Annotated in this window: 20 protein-coding genes; 15 read left to right on the top strand and 5 right to left on the bottom strand. The window is 37.7% G+C overall.

The features are described 5' to 3' along the window. Nucleotides 1-3 precede the first annotated feature (3 nt). From B0G92_RS12420 to B0G92_RS12455, 8 genes are all read left to right on the top strand, one after another. Complete coding sequence (locus B0G92_RS12420) at nucleotides 4-636, top strand: NAD(P)H-dependent oxidoreductase (RefSeq protein ID WP_056073844.1); 633 nt, start codon at nucleotides 4-6, stop codon at nucleotides 634-636. A 28-nt stretch (nucleotides 637-664) separates the two neighbouring features. Then, entirely contained in the window at nucleotides 665-1,234 is a 570-nt protein-coding gene (locus B0G92_RS12425) for a YceI family protein (RefSeq protein WP_056073849.1), read from the top strand. A 206-nt stretch (nucleotides 1,235-1,440) separates the two neighbouring features. Next, the gene (locus B0G92_RS12430) at nucleotides 1,441-2,010 is read left to right on the top strand and encodes an anthranilate synthase component II (protein ID WP_101472433.1); all 570 of its coding nucleotides are present in this window, start codon (nucleotides 1,441-1,443) and stop codon (nucleotides 2,008-2,010) included. 192 nt (nucleotides 2,011-2,202) lie between these two features. Then, nucleotides 2,203-2,829: a TetR/AcrR family transcriptional regulator gene (locus B0G92_RS12435; RefSeq protein ID WP_101472434.1), complete on the top strand. Its 627-nt coding sequence runs from the start codon at nucleotides 2,203-2,205 to the stop codon at nucleotides 2,827-2,829. Continuing rightward, a complete protein-coding gene (locus tag B0G92_RS12440) occupies nucleotides 2,819-4,162 on the top strand; it encodes a TolC family protein (RefSeq protein WP_056073855.1) in 1,344 nt (447 codons plus the stop codon). The genes B0G92_RS12435 and B0G92_RS12440 overlap by 11 nt, the downstream gene beginning before the upstream one ends. Before the next feature lie 11 nt (nucleotides 4,163-4,173). Next, entirely contained in the window at nucleotides 4,174-5,253 is a 1,080-nt protein-coding gene (locus B0G92_RS12445; RefSeq protein ID WP_056073856.1) for an HlyD family secretion protein, read from the top strand. Nucleotides 5,254-5,326: 73 nt separating this feature from the next. After that, entirely contained in the window at nucleotides 5,327-6,913 is a 1,587-nt protein-coding gene (locus tag B0G92_RS12450) for a DHA2 family efflux MFS transporter permease subunit (RefSeq protein ID WP_056073857.1), read from the top strand. Nucleotides 6,914-7,130: 217 nt separating this feature from the next. After that, nucleotides 7,131-7,478 (top strand): hypothetical protein, encoded by a 348-nt coding sequence (locus B0G92_RS12455; protein WP_143395042.1) that lies wholly within the window; start codon nucleotides 7,131-7,133, stop codon nucleotides 7,476-7,478. A gap of 411 nt (nucleotides 7,479-7,889) precedes the next feature. Here the strand turns inward: B0G92_RS12455 and yaaA are convergent, their stop codons facing one another. After that, nucleotides 7,890-8,648 carry a peroxide stress protein YaaA gene (gene yaaA / locus B0G92_RS12460; protein WP_101472435.1) on the bottom strand — a complete coding sequence of 253 codons (759 nt, stop codon included), beginning with the start codon at nucleotides 8,646-8,648 and terminating at the stop codon, nucleotides 7,890-7,892. Between the two features lie 149 nt (nucleotides 8,649-8,797). On the opposite strand from yaaA, the gene B0G92_RS12465 reads away from it, so the two are divergent. The 7 genes from B0G92_RS12465 to B0G92_RS12495 all read left to right on the top strand — a co-directional run bounded on the left by B0G92_RS12465 (nucleotide 8,798) and on the right by B0G92_RS12495 (nucleotide 13,315). Further along, entirely contained in the window at nucleotides 8,798-9,379 is a 582-nt protein-coding gene (locus tag B0G92_RS12465) for a Crp/Fnr family transcriptional regulator (RefSeq protein ID WP_056073862.1), read from the top strand. 546 nt (nucleotides 9,380-9,925) lie between these two features. After that, nucleotides 9,926-10,645, top strand: a complete 720-nt coding sequence (locus B0G92_RS12470) for a pirin family protein (protein WP_235498613.1) — start codon at nucleotides 9,926-9,928, stop codon at nucleotides 10,643-10,645. Between the two features lie 44 nt (nucleotides 10,646-10,689). Further along, nucleotides 10,690-11,220: a YceI family protein gene (locus B0G92_RS12475; RefSeq protein ID WP_056073866.1), complete on the top strand. Its 531-nt coding sequence runs from the start codon at nucleotides 10,690-10,692 to the stop codon at nucleotides 11,218-11,220. A gap of 50 nt (nucleotides 11,221-11,270) precedes the next feature. Further along, nucleotides 11,271-11,579, top strand: a complete 309-nt coding sequence (locus B0G92_RS12480) for a hypothetical protein (protein ID WP_101472436.1) — start codon at nucleotides 11,271-11,273, stop codon at nucleotides 11,577-11,579. A 59-nt stretch (nucleotides 11,580-11,638) separates the two neighbouring features. Beyond that, nucleotides 11,639-12,055 carry an OsmC family protein gene (locus B0G92_RS12485; RefSeq protein ID WP_101472486.1) on the top strand — a complete coding sequence of 139 codons (417 nt, stop codon included), beginning with the start codon at nucleotides 11,639-11,641 and terminating at the stop codon, nucleotides 12,053-12,055. Nucleotides 12,056-12,187: 132 nt separating this feature from the next. Continuing rightward, nucleotides 12,188-12,655 carry a response regulator transcription factor gene (locus B0G92_RS12490; RefSeq protein ID WP_101472437.1) on the top strand — a complete coding sequence of 156 codons (468 nt, stop codon included), beginning with the start codon at nucleotides 12,188-12,190 and terminating at the stop codon, nucleotides 12,653-12,655. 120 nt (nucleotides 12,656-12,775) lie between these two features. After that, the gene (locus B0G92_RS12495) at nucleotides 12,776-13,315 is read left to right on the top strand and encodes a DUF4199 domain-containing protein (RefSeq protein ID WP_101472438.1); all 540 of its coding nucleotides are present in this window, start codon (nucleotides 12,776-12,778) and stop codon (nucleotides 13,313-13,315) included. A gap of 75 nt (nucleotides 13,316-13,390) precedes the next feature. Here B0G92_RS12495 and B0G92_RS12500 read toward each other — a convergent pair whose 3' ends face one another. From B0G92_RS12500 to B0G92_RS12515, 4 genes are all read right to left on the bottom strand, one after another. Beyond that, nucleotides 13,391-13,582 (bottom strand): hypothetical protein, encoded by a 192-nt coding sequence (locus B0G92_RS12500; RefSeq protein ID WP_056073874.1) that lies wholly within the window; start codon nucleotides 13,580-13,582, stop codon nucleotides 13,391-13,393. Between the two features lie 168 nt (nucleotides 13,583-13,750). Continuing rightward, a complete protein-coding gene (locus B0G92_RS12505; protein WP_101472439.1) occupies nucleotides 13,751-14,179 on the bottom strand; it encodes a DoxX family protein in 429 nt (142 codons plus the stop codon). A 244-nt stretch (nucleotides 14,180-14,423) separates the two neighbouring features. After that, on the bottom strand, nucleotides 14,424-15,464 hold the full coding sequence (locus tag B0G92_RS12510) for an RluA family pseudouridine synthase (protein ID WP_056073878.1): 1,041 nt from the start codon (nucleotides 15,462-15,464) through the stop codon (nucleotides 14,424-14,426). Next, complete coding sequence (locus B0G92_RS12515; protein ID WP_101472440.1) at nucleotides 15,461-16,069, bottom strand: PASTA domain-containing protein; 609 nt, start codon at nucleotides 16,067-16,069, stop codon at nucleotides 15,461-15,463. Before B0G92_RS12515 ends, B0G92_RS12510 begins: the two co-directional genes overlap by 4 nt. Nucleotides 16,070-16,214: the final 145 nt, after the last annotated feature.

Here is a 16,214-nt window from a genome sequence, read left to right on the forward strand (position 1 = left end):
AAAATGAGTACTATCATAAATAACCTTAACTGGAGATATGCAACTAAAAAATTCGATGCCTCCAAAAAAATCTCAAACGAAGACCTTGAAAAATTAAAAGAAGCGATACGATTAAGCGCCTCTTCCTACGGACTTCAGCCATACAAAGTCCTGATTGTTGAAAATCCGGAATTAAGAGCAAAAATACAACCGGCTGCATGGGGTCAGTCACAAATAGTAGACGCTTCACACCTGATTATTTTTGCAAATGAAACTAACTTTGGCGATGCCGGAATTGATTCTTTTGCTGACAATATTGTTGCAACAAGAGGAATTCCTGCAGAAAGCATCCAGGGTTATGTGGATTTCATGAAATCAAAAATCTCGACACTTCCAGTAGAAACAAGAAACCACTGGACTTCAAAGCAGACCTATATTGCGCTGGCAAACCTTTTGAGCGCTGCTGCCGAATTAAAAATCGACGCCACTCCAATGGAAGGTTTTGAAGCTGAAAAAGTAAACGAAATCCTTGGACTTGACAAATTGGGATTAAACACTTCACTCATAGCAACTTTAGGCTATCGCCATGAAGAAGATGCAACTCAGCACTTTAAAAAAGTAAGAAAATCTAACGAAGAACTATTTATCAATTTATAATAATAACCTAAATTCAAATTTAAAAACAATGAAAAATTTCAAAACTATTGCAATCGCTCTTTTAGTAGCAGTCGGATCATTCTCAGCAACAGCTCAGGAGAAAAAAGTTGATGTTAAAGCTAGCAAAATCAACTGGGTTGGTAAAAAAGTAACAGGACAGCACGAAGGTACAATTGACCTAAGCAGCGGTGTTCTTATCTTCAAAAGCAACAAATTGGTTGGTGGAAACTTTACAGTAGACATGAACTCTATCTCAACTACTGACCTAAAGGCAGGACAAGGTAAAGAAAAACTGGACGGACACTTAAAAGCTGACGATTTCTTTGGTACTGAAAAATACCCAACAGCTAAATTGGTTTTCAAATCAATCGGTAAAAAATCTGCTAATGTTTACACTGTAACAGCAGATTTGACTATCAAAGACGTTACAAATCCTGTGAAATTTGAGATTACAGTTAACAAAAACAACGCGACAGCTGCTCTTAAAGTAGACAGAACAAAATACGGTATTAAATACGGTTCTGGAAGCTTCTTTGACGGCTTAGGAGACAAAGCAATCTACGACGAATTCGAATTGAATGTAGATTTGAAATTCTAATTCCAAAACAATTATTTTTCCCAAATCCCTGTCAGAACTAACCTGACAGGGATTTTTCTTTTGGGCGAATCCCTCCGGGTCAGGCTATCCGCTCTATCTTTTGTTCCATTACATTCCACAAAAGGATGCCGCTCCTATCCTTTTCGCAGTACATTTTCAGCCAAAAACTTCCGTAACTTTGCCCTGTCATAACAATAAAATATCCCATGAAAAACATACTTGTAGTAGACAATTACGATAGCTTCACTTACAATCTGGTTCATTATTTAGAGGCATTAGACTGTAAAGTTACGGTGCTCAGAAACGACGAAATAGAGCTGGAAGAAGTCAAAAACTACGACAAAATTCTGCTCTCTCCGGGTCCGGGATTGCCTTCTGAAGCAGGTTTATTAAACAAAATCATCAAAGAATATGCTTCCTCAAAAAGCATTTTAGGCATCTGTTTAGGGCAACAGGCCATTGGAGAAGTCTTCGGTTCGACCCTAAAAAATCTTGAAAAAGTATATCACGGAACCGCTACCAAAGCAAAAATTTTGGTTGACGACGAACCGCTTTTTAAAAATATTCCGACTGAATTTTGGGTAGGGAGATACCATTCCTGGGTGGTAGAAAAGTCAGATTTGAGTCCTGATTTGGAAATAACTTCAGTCGATGAAAACGGAGAAATCATGTCACTCAGACACAAATTTTTTGATGTAAGAGGCGTACAATTTCATCCGGAATCCATCCTGACACCACACGGAAAACAAATTTTAGAAAATTGGGTCTCTAATTAACCAATACTAATCTTATTGTTTATATAAATCACTTCAAATAATTGGATTAAAATAAATTAAACAATCAACATAGAAATTATCTATTGTCATTTTCGCAAACGTTTTTTGTTAAAAAACAGTTAAAAACAAATTAAACAATCGTTTAATTTAAACATCTGTTTAATTTTGTACCCGTTTTTAAATGACAAAAAAATGACGGCAGATTTCAATGAAAAACAATTAGAAATCCTTCAGGTTGCCGAAGAGCTTTTTGCAGAAAAAGGATTCGACGGAACTTCGATTCGCGACATCGCAAAAAAAGCCAATATCAATATCGCAATGATATCTTACTATTTTGGCTCCAAAGAAAAATTACTCGAATCTCTCATCATCTTCCGTACCTCCGATTTGAGATTGAAACTGGAAAGTCTTTTTAGTGAAGACCTCACTCCTATCGAAAAAATTGAAAAGCTAATCGAACTTTATATTAATCGCCTAAACAAAAACAGATGCCTCTACCAAATTCTCCATTTTGAATTTTCTTCAAAAAAGAGAATCATGGATTTTAAAGTTTTTACTGATGTAAAAAAACAGAACCTGCTCTCCCTTCAAAAAATAATTTCCGAAGGACAGGAAAAAGGAGTATTCCGCAAAAACATCAATTCGGCTCTTTTGCCACCAACCATAATGGGCACTTTTTTTCACTTCCACACCAACAGGCCTTTTTATGAAGAACTCTTCGACCTGAAAACAGATGAAGCTTACGACCATTTCATCAAAACAGAAATAATTAATCACATTAAGCAAACAATTAAAGCCTTTTTAGTTTATGAAAACTAATCCACTGTTGATGGGAATGCTTTTGATTTTGGGATTTGCAGAAGTTGCCGCCCAGGAAAAAAAGCCCCTGACACTCAATGACGCCATTAGCCTGGCCGTCACGCAAAGCAATGAAGCTGGATTGGCAGACACCAAAGCCCAAACTTCGAAGTATGAATTAGAAACCGTTAAAAACAACCGCTACCCTAGCCTGAAAATTTCCGGCCAGTACCAACGATTGACAGAGGCCAACATCAACTCAAAGATTTCAATGGGAGGTTCAGAGCCTGCAGAAGGCGGAGCTACTTCATCGCCAAAAGTAAATCAGCTGATTTTAGGGCAGGCCAGTCTATCCATGCCCCTGTTTTCCGGATTCAAATTAAAAAACAGCGTAAAAGCTTCTGAGAACAGATACCAGGCAGAGCTGCTCAATGCCAAAAACACCAAAGAACAGTTGGCAATGAACACCATCATCCTGTATGTGAACCTCTATAAAGCACAGCAATCTGTCAAACTGATTCAGGAAAATCTGAAAAGCTCACAACAACGCGTGAAAGATTTTACCGCCATGGAAGAAAACGGGCTGATTGCCCGAAACGATTTACTGAAATCACAATTGCAATCTTCCAACGTAGAATTATCATTGGAAGATGCCAAAAAGAACGTTGCGACAATAAATTATCAGCTGGTTAACCTGCTAAAACTTCCGGAAGGAACACAGATTTTGCCGGACGAAGCCGTTTTTTCTAAATTAGGCTTCTCCGAGGCGACTTTGAACGAAAGTGACGCATTATCCAGCAGAAGTGATTTGGGAGCCTTACAATGGATGCAGAAAGCTTCAGAGGCCAATATAAAAGCTGCCGAAGGAAATTATTATCCGTCAGTATCGCTACTTGGCGGTTATGTGGCTTTTGACCTGAAAAATGTTTTGGAGGTAAACAACGCCATCAATTTTGGAGTTGGCGTTTCCTATGACCTCTCTTCCATCTTTAAAAATGGTAAAGATGTAAAATTGGCCAAAAGCCAGGCTTCGGAAACCAAACAATCTGCCGATATCCTGACAGACCGCATTAAAGTAGAAGTACACGATGCACAGGAAAATTATGCCCTTTCTTTAAAACAATACAAAGTGTATCAGGAAGCTGTAGTACAGGCATCAGAAAATTTCAGAATTGTAAAAGACAAATACGATAATGGACTTTCAGACACCAATGACCTTTTAGAAGCCGACGTACAGGAACTTCAGGCAAAATTAAACGAAGCATTTTCAAAGGCAGATATTGCACAGAGCTATTACGAACTGCTAAATGTTTCCGGCAAACTAACCGATTCATTCAACATCACTAAAAACTAAATTCTTTCACGATGGAAAAGAAAAAAACAAATAAAAAGTTTACCTACATACTTATTGTGCTTGTGGCAATTGGCGCAACCTACGGAATCTACAAATACGTCCACTCACTTTCACACGAAACGACAGACGATGCACAGATTGAGAAAAACATGAACCCGATTATTCCAAGAGTTTCAGGCTATGTGACAAAAGTATATGTCAAAGACAATGACTTTGTAAAAAAAGGCGATACTCTTTTCGTAATTGACAACAAAGACTACCTGGTAAAGGTGGAAGAAGCTAATGCCGCTTTGATAGCAGCACAGGGCAATCTGGAAGCTTCAAAAGCAGACATAGGCGGTGCTTTGGCTAGTATTTCAATATCAGAAGCCAACATCTCTTCTGCGGGCGGTAATATCGAAACTGCCAAAATCAGGTTGACAAGAGCCACTAACGATTTCATCCGTTATCAGAATCTTTATAAAAACAGGTCTATCACAAAGCAGCAATTCGAACAGGCAGAAGCAGCAAAACTGGAAGCAGAAAGCGAATTGAAAATTTTGCAACAACAGCAAAGAGCCAGCACCTATCAAAAATCGGTTGCAGCTTCACGTTCTAACGTAAGCAGCAAACAGGCAGAAATTGCTGCGGCTAATATTAAAAAGGCACAGGCCGTACTCGATGCTGCTAAACTGAATCTGAATTATACCGTAGTTACAGCTTCTATAGACGGACAGGTTTCTAAAATAAACATACAGCCGGGACAATTTGTACAACCGGGACAATCCTTGTTCTACATTATCAACAACACCGAAGCCTGGGTTATTGCCAACTTTAAAGAAACCCAATTGAGTAAAATGGTAGCAGGACAAAAAGTAAGCATTCATGTTGATGCTTATCCTGATTATGAATTCAAAGGTACAATCACTTCATTTTCACCTGCAACCGGAGCGCGTTTCTCGCTATTGCCACCGGACAATGCTACCGGAAACTTCGTAAAAACTGTACAAAGACTTCCTGTTAAAATCACTCTTGATGCGGAAAATGCACCTGACAAAGTAAAAAATCTGCGTCCGGGTATGAACGTTGACGTTGATGTGCACTTAAAATAAACCTCTTACCTATTGATGATTTCAGGATGTGGGTTCCACTTTCTGAAATCATCAATATAAAATCTAAATAACAATGGAAGCAACTTCAGGAGAAGACAGCTTAGTTGAATACGGCTTCAGAAGGGTTATCATTACGATTACCGCAGTGCTTTGTGCCTTGCTGGAAATTGTAGATACAACCATCGTGAACGTGGCCCTGACAGACATGCGGGGAAGTCTTGGTGCTACGCTGACAGACGTTGCCTGGGTCATTACAGCCTATGCTATCGCCAACGTAATCGTAATCCCGATGACCAGCTGGCTGTCGCAACAATTCGGCAGAAGGAATTATTTTGCCGTGTCCATCATCATATTCACCGTTTCATCATTTCTCTGCGGAAACGCTACCAACATTTGGGAACTTGTCGTTTTCCGTTTTGTTCAGGGTCTTGGCGGAGGAGCATTATTGGTAACCGCACAGACAATCATCACAGAAAGTTATCCTGTTGCAAAACGAGGAATGGCACAGGCTATTTATGGTTTGGGTGTAATTGTTGGGCCAACACTTGGACCGCCTCTGGGAGGTTATATCGTAGAAAATTATTCCTGGCCTTATATATTCTATATCAATATTCCTTTGGGTGTTATTGCTACCATATTGACTTTATCCTATATCAAAAGTCCTAAATATGGCGAAAAGCTAAAAGCAAGCCAGGTTGACTGGTGGGGAATTTTATTACTTGCCATGTTTATCGGGTCGTTGCAATTTGTTCTGGAGCACGGACAACAGGATGATTGGTTTGATGATAAAATGATTACCACTTTAAGTATTGTGAGCGTTGTAGGATTGATACTGTTCATTTGGAGGGAACTCACCTATAAACACCCGATTGTAAACCTGAGCGTACTAAAAGACGGTAATCTTAGGATTGGAACCGTAATGTGTTTTATCCTCGGATTTGGTTTGTACGGTTCCACATTAATTCTCCCCATCTATACGCAATCCGTTTTAGGTTGGACTGCCTTAGATGCCGGATTATTATTAATCCCGGGGTCTATCACCACGGCATTCATGATGCCTATTGTGGGTAATCTCATCCAAAAAGGTGTACCGCAGGGCTATATGGTTGGTGTAGGATTTCTTATATTCTTTTTCTTCACGTTCTGGATGCATAATGTAATTACACCGGATACCGGGGTAGAACACATGTTCTGGCCGTTGATATTGAGAGGAATCGGATTAGGATTATTATTTGTTCCTATTACTACATTGGCACTATCAACATTAAAAGGTAAACAGATTGGTGAAGGTGCTGCTTTTACAGGAATGATGAGACAATTGGGTGGTTCTTTCGGTATCGCCATTATCACAACATTCATCACACGATTCAGCCAGAACCATCGTGTGGATTTGGTTTCTCACCTCAGCGCAGACAAATTGGAAGTCCAAAACAGGGTTCAACAGCTCCAACAAGGATTCATGGCCAAAGGTTTTAGTGCCAGTGAAGCACTCAACAAGGCCTATCAGGTATTGGATGTTTCGGTCATGAAACAGGCAACGGTCTTATCCTATATGGATATTTTTCTATATCTCGGTATTATGTTCCTATGCTGTATTCCAATTATCCTGCTCATCAAAAAAGGCAAAAACAAGATTAATCCGGCAGATGCCATGCATTAATATTTTTCAAGGTTATTATTTAAGAAAGCTTCGGAAATTCCGGGGCTTTCTGCTTTTTAATTAGCGTTTATTTAATATCGGCTTAATTTGCTTCCATGATTTTCCGCCTACTTTAGTTCCGGCATCAAAATAAATGCTTTAAGAAAAGCAACCAATCTTTTTATTTTATATATTTGATTGAATTTAAGATAGTTGCATTAATTTTAAAATGATTACCATGGGACTATTCGGAAAAAAAGAAAAGAAAATATTCAAGGAATTCAGCAAAAAAAGTGTAGAATACCTGACAGATATCAATAAGGACACCGATGAGCTTTTAGAAGAACTTCAGGAAAGCTATTCGGAAAACCGGTTTGCAATTCCGGAATTCATGAACCTTATCGAATCCATCAAGGCTAAAATTTCGTTCGAGGAATCAGAAAAGCTTGAGGAACTTTCCAAAAAAATTGTCCAGATAAAAAAATGTGCCAAGAAAAGTGTCAGCGCTGTAGCTGAACTTTCAAGAAACCAACGCAAGACAACCCGCGAAGCCATTCGTGAATTCAACGAGTTTGTGGAATCGTAATAATTTCTGATTTTAGATTTTAGATTATAGCCACAGATTCAAGTAATTATACAGATTCGAGGAGCTTATTAAAGTATCTTGGATTTGAGATTTCTGATTTCTGATTTTAGCTACAGATTAGAATAATCAAACTGATTCCAGGAGGCTTTAAACTCAGTACTCAGAACCTTATTATCTTAGCACCTCTTTTTTAGCCACAGATTAGAATAATTACACTGATTCGAGGAGCTTATAAACTTAGCACCTTAGCATCTTGGATTTGAGATTTCTGATTTTAGCTACAGATTAGAATAATTACACTGATTTCAGGAGGCTTTAAACTCAGTACTCAGAACCTTATTATCTTAGCACCTTAGCATCTTAGTCCCTCAGAACCTTAGTACCTTAGTCCCTCAGTACCTTTACAAAACTTTATCGCGTAAAAACCAGCTTATTACCTTTAGACAAATTGGCATCAAACTGATAGCCTTCGTAATTAAAGCCTTTTAAATCGTCTATGGTTTCGGCATTGGTATCAATAATATAACGCACCATCATACCTCTTGCCTTTTTAGCAAAAAAGCTGATCATTTTGAGCTTGCCGTCTTTGTAGTCTTTAAATTCCGGAGTAATTACAGGAACCTTTAGTGTTTTCACATCTACCGAATCGAAATATTCGTTGCTGGCAAGATTCACAAACAATTCCCCTTTTTTCAATTCATCATTCAGTGATTTGGTAATTTTCTTTTTCCAGAATTCATATAGATTTTTATTTTTTCCAACCGGCAGCTTTGTTCCCATTTCCAAACGATAAGGCTGAATTAAATCCAAAGGTTTTAGCAAACCGTATAAACCGGACAAAATTCGGAGTTTGTCCTGCAAATCATCTAATTTCTCCAATGGTAAGGAATAAGCATCCAAACCAATATACACATCACCATTAAAAGCATAAACCGCCTGACGTGAATTTTCCAACGTAAACGGAGTTGCCCATTCCTGATTTCTGTGCCAGTTCAAATCGGCCAGCTTTTCTGAAATATCCATCAACTCTGAAAGTTTTTTGGGTTTCAACTTCTTCAATACTTTGTGAACAGTATTGGATTCTTTTAGGAAAACCGATTCTGTATGTCGGTCTGTTGGCACTGCGGTTTCAAAATCTAATGATTTGGCTGGAGAAATAACAATTTTCATTTTCTGATATTTGACTTCAAAAATACAAAATCAGGAACAGCAATTTTAGAGCAATTGTCATTTTTTATACCCAAATCCTGATTTTCCAAATCCCAAATCAATTGGTCTCTTTTTAGTATATTTGTGTAAAACCTCAAAACTCCTTTGCCTTGTACACACAAATCAATGCTAACATAAGCCGTTATGTTTCTTTTTCGGAAGAAGAATTTGCTACATTCAACTCTTTTCTGGAATACAAAAAAGTGCCTAAAAAAACCATTATGCTCCATGAAGGAGAAATGTGCAATTTTGAAGCGTTTGTAGTCAAAGGCTGTGTCAGGAAATATTACATTGATGCCAACGGTTTTGAAGTCATACTCCAGTTTGCCATTGAAAATGCCTGGGTCAGTGACATTTCCTTTAGTATTTATGAAACAAAACCTAGTCAGGTATATATTGAAACGCTGGAAGACTGTGAATTTTTAATGTTTACTCCCGAATCCAAAGAAGAACTTTTTGCAAAAGCACCCCGATTTGAAAGAGCCTTCCGTATATTGATGCAAAGAAATCTTGCCGTAACCCAAAACAGGCTGTTTCATACAATTTCCCAAACTGCAACAGAAAAATACCTTGAATTTCTGGAACTATACCCTACCATCCCGCAACGCGTTCCACAACATTATATTGCTTCCTATTTAGGAATCTCACCGGAGTTTCTGAGTAAAATCAGGGCGAGAATAGCTAAACAATAGTTGATAGTTGTTAGTTTTTAGTGGATAGTTGGGAGACTGCGGGTAGATCATTTTTGATTTGAGATTTCTGATTTAAGATTTTTGACAGTTGAAAGAAGAATAGTTTGTTTACTATAAAACATATATTACAATTCGGTTATGTTCCTATTCGGGCACAACATAATCAGAAATTCAAAATATTATACTTATGCATCATCCAACTATCCATTAACAACTATCCCTTATAAACTATTCTCTATCCACTATCCACTAAACACTATCCACTAAACACTATCCACTATCCACTATCAACTATCAACTTTCCACTATCAACTATTTTTTCTTGTCCTAGTTCAATGCCCACAAAAATTTTCTGTCGGAAATTTGTCATGTAATTAAAAAGCACTGATTATGGACCGTAAAGATTTTATAAAAAAAGGATTAATGGGCACCGGAATGTTTATCACTTCTGCTGCCGTAGGCGATGTAATTAAAAATGACATTGACGAAATCAAAGAATTGGAACCACTAGGATTTAACCATTTACCAAATCCGGAGTCTTTGATTGTGGAAAATACAGTATTGCACAAAGCAGCTACCCGCGGACACGCCAATCATGGCTGGCTTGATTCACATCATACTTTCAGTTTTGCGAATTACCACAATCCGGACAGAATGCATTTTGGTGTATTGAGAGTCTTAAATGACGACCGCGTAGATGCCGGAATGGGTTTTGGAAAACATCCGCATGACAATATGGAAATTATTTCAATTCCGCTGGAAGGCGATTTGGAACACCAGGACAGCATGGGCAATACTGCCGTAATTAAAAAGGGCGATATTCAGGTCATGAGTGCCGGAACCGGAATTTATCACAGCGAATTCAATAAAAACAAAGACAGGCTGACTAAATTCCTTCAGATTTGGGTGTATCCAAACAAAAGAAATGTAACTCCAAGATACGACCAGATTTCTTTAGACGAGAAAGACCGTCATAACAAATTACAGCAGATACTTTCTCCAAATCCGGATGATGCCGGAGTATGGATTCATCAGGACGCCTGGTTCCATTTGGGTAAATTTGATAAAGGCATCACAACCGAATACAAACTGAAAAAAGAAGGCAATGGTATTTATGCCTTTGTCATCAAAGGCGATTTCAATATTGGAAATATCAGCCTGAACGAAAGAGATGGATTGGGAATCTGGAGTACTTCGGCAATAGCCATAGAATCACTCTCTCAAGATGCGGAAATCTTATTGATGGAAGTTCCAATGGTTTTATAATTCATTATATTTAAAGTAAAAACAACTATTTAAAAAACAAGATTATGGCAACAACAAAATGGTCAATTGACACAGCACACTCAGAAATCGGATTCAAAGTAAAACACATGATGTTTACCAACGTATCCGGAAATTTTGAAAAATTTGACGCTTCCATCGAAACAGACGGCGACAATTTCGAAACCGCTCAATTTGAATTTACAGGCGATATCGATTCTATTTCTACGGGAAATAAAGACCGTGATTCGCATTTGCTAAGCGCCGACTTTTTTGACGCTTCCCAATTTCCAAAAATCAATTTCAAATCTACTTCATTTAAAAAACTAAATGAAGGAGAATACAAATTAACAGGTGACCTGACATTACATGGCATAACAAAACCTGTAACATTAGACGTTGAATTTGGAGGATTGGCAAAAGACCCTTGGGGAAATACCAAAACGGGATTGTCCGTTTCCGGAAAAATCAACCGAAAAGATTGGGGACTAAACTGGAACTCTGCTTTAGAAACAGGAGGTGTTTTGGTTGGTGAAGAAGTAAAACTTCAAATCGAACTTCAATTTATCAAACAATAATTATCTGCAAGCCTCTCTTTATTGAAAGGCTTGCTTCTTTTTCGAAAGCCATGAAAAATATTTTATACATAGGACGGCACCCGGAGATATTAGGAACTGTTATAAGACTCATCAACAACAATGAAGATTGGTTTGGCGCCGGGGCAGAAACAGATGAGGATGCGATGGAATTGTTTGAACGCATTCATTTCCACATTGTCTTATTAGGCTGTGGTATTGAACCTGAAAGCGAAGAAAAATTACGTACTTTCTTCAGAAACACCAATCCGGATTGCGTAATTGTACAACATTATGGAGGCGGAAGCGGATTGCTTACGAATGAAATTCTCATGGCTTTAGAAAATCATAACATAGCCTAAAGTTTTTGGAGTACTTTTTCTCTAACTTTATGCTTATTAACCAACATAAAATAACACACATGAAATTTACCAGAAATGCCAGTGCCAATTGGCAAGGAACAGGAATGGAAGGAAAAGGAACCATTTCCACGCAAAGCACTACCCTGGATAAAGCACAATTATCATTCAAAACCCGTTTTGCTGATGGAGTTGGCACCAATCCTGAAGAACTGATTGGAGCAGCTCATGCGGGCTGTTTCACCATGAAACTTAGTTTTGTATTATCGGAACTAGGATTTACACCTGAAAATTTAGACACAGTTGCCAAAGTGACGTTTGAAGACGGAAAGATAACCACCATAACTTTAGACCTTACAGCAACGGTAAGCAATATTTCGGAAGAACAGTTTCAGGAGGCAGCCAAAAATGCAAAAGAAAACTGTCCGGTATCGCAACTACTCAATGCAGAAATCATTCTGAATGCGAAATTGACATAAACAATAAAGACAACTATTAACTTTGAACCGCTTCCAAAAAAGAAGCGGTTTTTATTTTTTCATTTCCTGACATAGAAATTATGAAAGTCTTTTTAAGGATACATTTTTTATCTTTGGATATAAAAATCATCCATGCAGAAATTTTTACAGAAATATAAATCCACAATGCTATATGGCATCTCCCTAGCCCTATTGCTGTTTTTGATGAAATGGCTGGAATTCCGGTTTATGGTCATAAACCATACGCTGGAAATTTACATTGGTTTGATTGCTATTATATTTACTGCTCTTGGAATATGGCTGGCCTTAAAACTAACGAAACCCAAAAAGGAAACCATAATAATCGAAAAAGAAATCTATGTTAGCGATGCTGAATTTATACAGGACAGAAATCAGCTTGAAAAATTAAACCTGAGCAAACGCGAAATGGAAGTTCTGGAATTGATTGCCCAAGGTTGCAGCAATCAGGAAATTGCATCACAGCTTTTTGTTTCATTACCCACCATCAAATCACACTCCTCAAAGCTTTTTGAGAAACTTGACGTCAATCGCAGAACACAGGCCGTCGAAAAAGCAAAACGCCTGAAATTGATTCCTTAAACAGTCATACTTTAGTTGCAAACAGGCTGCTCCGGAGCAAAATCATCCTTAAGTATGACTTTTACCCCTCCAAAAAAATTCAATTTTGCATCATTGAAAATCAACTAAAAATTAAAAAAGATGAAAAAAACGATTTTGATTAACGGACTAATTGCCGGATTTATCGTCACGGCAATGATGGTAATTTCTTCGGCATTGTGCTACAACGATCCAAATTTCAAAGGAAGTATGGTTCTTGGTTATCTGGGAATGCTACTGGCTTTTTCTTTTGTATTTGTGGGTATCAAAAGCTATCGTGACAAACATAATTCAGGAGTCATTACTTTTGGTAAGGCTTTTAAAATTGGATTGCTTATTACACTGATAGCCTCAACAGCATATGTAGCCGTATGGCTCGTTGAATATTATTTCTTTATTCCGGATTTTATGGAAAAATATACGGCCCATATTCTCAAACAGGCAGCTGAAAGCGGTGCCACCGTAGCAGAAATCCAGGCCCAGACCAACGAAATGGAAATGTATAAGGAATGGTATAAAAATCCAATTCTGGTCGTAATTCTGACCTATGCAGAAGTGCTTCCCATCGGATTGATTGTTACCCTGATTAGCGCATTAATCTTAAAGCGGAATCAGAAACCGGAAAATTATACCACTGCATAAAAAAGAATCCCTGCTTTTGGCAGGGATTCTTTTTTCTCATCTCATCTAAGGGTTTTCTTTTCGTCATATATATTGCTAAAACAGCATCATATTGATGTCGTTGCTTTTCAAAAGCTCAAAATTCGTTTTTAAGAGATTCCTTAATTGCAAATTCTTGTCCTTCATCTTCTTTTTAAGTTCCTCCTTCTTACTGATTAGCTCTTCAGTAAAGCTCGGTTTTTGGAAAAGGTTTCTTTGCTCCGTTCCAAAAGTAATTTTCGTTTCCATTATATAGCAATTTCAAGGTTAGTGGTCTGTGCTTTTCACATCTACAAGATACAACATTTTATCTCCCCCAATGCTAATTTTAACTTAAGTGATGATTAAATAATCTATTTAACAAGAAAAGAACAGCCTTATTGACTGCTCTTTTCTTAAATTTAGTTTATTATTTCTTTATTTCTGCATCTTAAAATAGTAATCCAACGAGTGCTTTCCGCTGCCGTACATGAGAAAAAATACGCAGACAATAAGTGTTATGAGCGATACTATCAGATTCATCACGACCATTGGCCCGGCGAAATTAATCAATACCGCACCAATTAAAATAGGCAGCTGTGCCCATATAGACCATCGCGTCAGGAGTCCGAATACAATCATAATACCTCCCATAATATGGGCAGCAACCACATAATGATAGATAAACATACCTCCATCAAAATTTCCTAATGGAGCAAGTAAATCAATAAGCCTGTGGCTTTCTTTGATAAATGTTACTCCCTTTAAAAACAAGAATACCCCCAAAGCAATCCTTAAAATGTCAATCGGATAAGAAGTATGGGAATTGGCCCATTTGTTCAGCTTTTTAATTTTTATCGTTTCCATGACGAGATAATTTAGAATTACCTATCTAAATTACTAATATTTAAGAACATAAATCATTTTTTTAAGATTAATTTTATGGATCACCAAAGCTGTTTACTAAAAATAGTTTCTGACAAGCCTACATATACTTTGCGGCTCTGCGTCTTTGCTAGCAATATTTTCACGCAAAGACGCAGAGCCGCTAAGTCCGTAAGAGAATATATTATCAGAAATAAAAAAGCAACGCTAAAACGTTGCTTTCTTTTTAATCTTCTTCTTCGACTGTATGTGAATTAGAATAAACCCGCCATTTTGCAATACATTCTTTCATGTCCTCCGGGAGTTCTGTGTCAAAACTCATAAACTCTTTTGTCGTTGGGTGCATAAAGCCTAATGTTTTTGCATGCAGTGCCTGTCTTGGCAATATTTTAAAACAGTTATCAATAAACTGCTTGTATTTTGTAAATGTAGTTCCTTTTAATATCAGATTACCACCATAACGTTCATCATTGAAAAGTGTATGCCCTATGTGTTTCATATGGACACGAATCTGATGCGTTCTTCCCGTTTCCAGCTTACAGGAAACCAAAGTCACGTATCCAAAACGTTCCAAAACCTTATAATGGGTTACCGCATGTTTTCCTTCTCCATCCGGAACTACAGCCATCTGCATTCTGTCTTTGGCATGTCTGGCGATATCTCCGGTAACTGTACCTTCATCCTCTGCTATATTTCCCCAAACCAGAGCAACATACTCTCTTTCTGAAGTTTTTTCCTCAAACTGTTTGGCCAGAAAAGCCATAGCCTGGTCGGTTTTGGCAACAACCAAAAGCCCAGAAGTATCCTTATCAATCCTGTGAACCAATCCCGGACGCTCACTGCTATTCAATGGTAAATTCTCAAAATGATACGCCAAAGCATTCACTAAAGTCCCGGTATAATTTCCATGACCCGGATGAACAACCAGTCCTGCAGGTTTGTTGATTACTATCAGCGCCTCGTCTTCATAAACAATATCAAGCGGGATATTCTCGGGCAGGATAAGATTCTCAAAAGGCGGATGTGATAACAGAACCCTTACAACATCAAAAGCTTTTACTTTGTAATTCGATTTTACCGGAACATCATTAACATAGATATTCCCTGCCGTAGCGGCCTGCTGTATTTTATTTCTTGTCGCATTTTCAACAAGATTCATCAAAAACTTATCTACACGCAAAGGCGATTGACCTTTGGCTGCCTCAAATCTGTAATGCTCAAACAATTCGTCATCTAACGCCTCGTCTGCAATCGGATTGTCTATCATTCTGCCGTTTCTGTATCTGTATTTTTAATCGTATCCGTTTCAGACTCTTCAAATCCTACTTTTCCATCACCCAAAACCAAATCAATTTTGGATGCTTTTTTCACTTTGTCTCCAACTTTTAATTTCTTGCCGTCAGCATACATTTCCAAAACCATATCTTTTCCCAGATAAGGCTTGTATGTCTTTTTGCCCACTTCAAGACCTAATGCCATAAGAGACGACTCTGTCTGACGCAATGTTTTTTCTATTAAATCCGGCATGGTTACCATTCTGAAATCCGCTGAATTTACTTTGATATAAATTTTTCTGCCATCTTTTACTTTCGAGCCTGGAAGCGGGTCCTGTTGAACGACTGTATATTTTGGAAAATCTTTATTATAATCCACTGTATCCAGCAAAACATACTCTAAATTAAGCTCATCCAGCTTTTCTTCAACTTGCTGCTCTGTCAGTTTTCTCAAATCCGGAACCGTGATTTCGTTGCCATGGTCGGTAGCATAACTAAGCCATTGCAGTAGTAAAAAAACCAATACTATTACAATCCCAAAAGCCAGTAAAAGCTGCTTGAAAAAAGATTTGCTGGTAAGATATTGTCTTAAAGTCATAAAAATTACATTTCGTGCAAAGATATAAAAATACTAAAGGTTTTTAGTTTCAATAATTAGTGATATTTTTGTGAGAGGTTTCGGCAGTTAGCAGATAGCAGTTTCCAGTCTGCAGACTAAACTTTTGATGCTAAACTGTCTAAAA

The sequence above is a fragment of the Flavobacterium lindanitolerans genome (assembly GCF_002846575.1).
Classification (GTDB): Bacteria; Bacteroidota; Bacteroidia; order Flavobacteriales; family Flavobacteriaceae; genus Flavobacterium; species Flavobacterium lindanitolerans.

Coding starts and splice junctions, on each gene's coding strand:
- B0G92_RS12420 (WP_056073844.1), top strand. CDS start 4: ATGAGTACTATCATAAATAACCTTAACTGGAGATATGCAACTAAAAAA.
- B0G92_RS12425 (WP_056073849.1), top strand. CDS start 665: ATGAAAAATTTCAAAACTATTGCAATCGCTCTTTTAGTAGCAGTCGGA.
- B0G92_RS12430 (WP_101472433.1), top strand. CDS start 1,441: ATGAAAAACATACTTGTAGTAGACAATTACGATAGCTTCACTTACAAT.
- B0G92_RS12435 (WP_101472434.1), top strand. CDS start 2,203: ATGACGGCAGATTTCAATGAAAAACAATTAGAAATCCTTCAGGTTGCC.
- B0G92_RS12440 (WP_056073855.1), top strand. CDS start 2,819: ATGAAAACTAATCCACTGTTGATGGGAATGCTTTTGATTTTGGGATTT.
- B0G92_RS12445 (WP_056073856.1), top strand. CDS start 4,174: ATGGAAAAGAAAAAAACAAATAAAAAGTTTACCTACATACTTATTGTG.
- B0G92_RS12450 (WP_056073857.1), top strand. CDS start 5,327: ATGGAAGCAACTTCAGGAGAAGACAGCTTAGTTGAATACGGCTTCAGA.
- B0G92_RS12455 (WP_143395042.1), top strand. CDS start 7,131: ATGGGACTATTCGGAAAAAAAGAAAAGAAAATATTCAAGGAATTCAGC.
- yaaA (WP_101472435.1), bottom strand. CDS start 8,648: ATGAAAATTGTTATTTCTCCAGCCAAATCATTAGATTTTGAAACCGCA.
- B0G92_RS12475 (WP_056073866.1), top strand. CDS start 10,690: ATGGCAACAACAAAATGGTCAATTGACACAGCACACTCAGAAATCGGA.
- B0G92_RS12480 (WP_101472436.1), top strand. CDS start 11,271: ATGAAAAATATTTTATACATAGGACGGCACCCGGAGATATTAGGAACT.
- B0G92_RS12485 (WP_101472486.1), top strand. CDS start 11,639: ATGAAATTTACCAGAAATGCCAGTGCCAATTGGCAAGGAACAGGAATG.
- B0G92_RS12490 (WP_101472437.1), top strand. CDS start 12,188: ATGCAGAAATTTTTACAGAAATATAAATCCACAATGCTATATGGCATC.
- B0G92_RS12495 (WP_101472438.1), top strand. CDS start 12,776: ATGAAAAAAACGATTTTGATTAACGGACTAATTGCCGGATTTATCGTC.
- B0G92_RS12500 (WP_056073874.1), bottom strand. CDS start 13,582: ATGGAAACGAAAATTACTTTTGGAACGGAGCAAAGAAACCTTTTCCAA.
- B0G92_RS12505 (WP_101472439.1), bottom strand. CDS start 14,179: ATGGAAACGATAAAAATTAAAAAGCTGAACAAATGGGCCAATTCCCAT.
- B0G92_RS12510 (WP_056073878.1), bottom strand. CDS start 15,464: ATGATAGACAATCCGATTGCAGACGAGGCGTTAGATGACGAATTGTTT.
- B0G92_RS12515 (WP_101472440.1), bottom strand. CDS start 16,069: ATGACTTTAAGACAATATCTTACCAGCAAATCTTTTTTCAAGCAGCTT.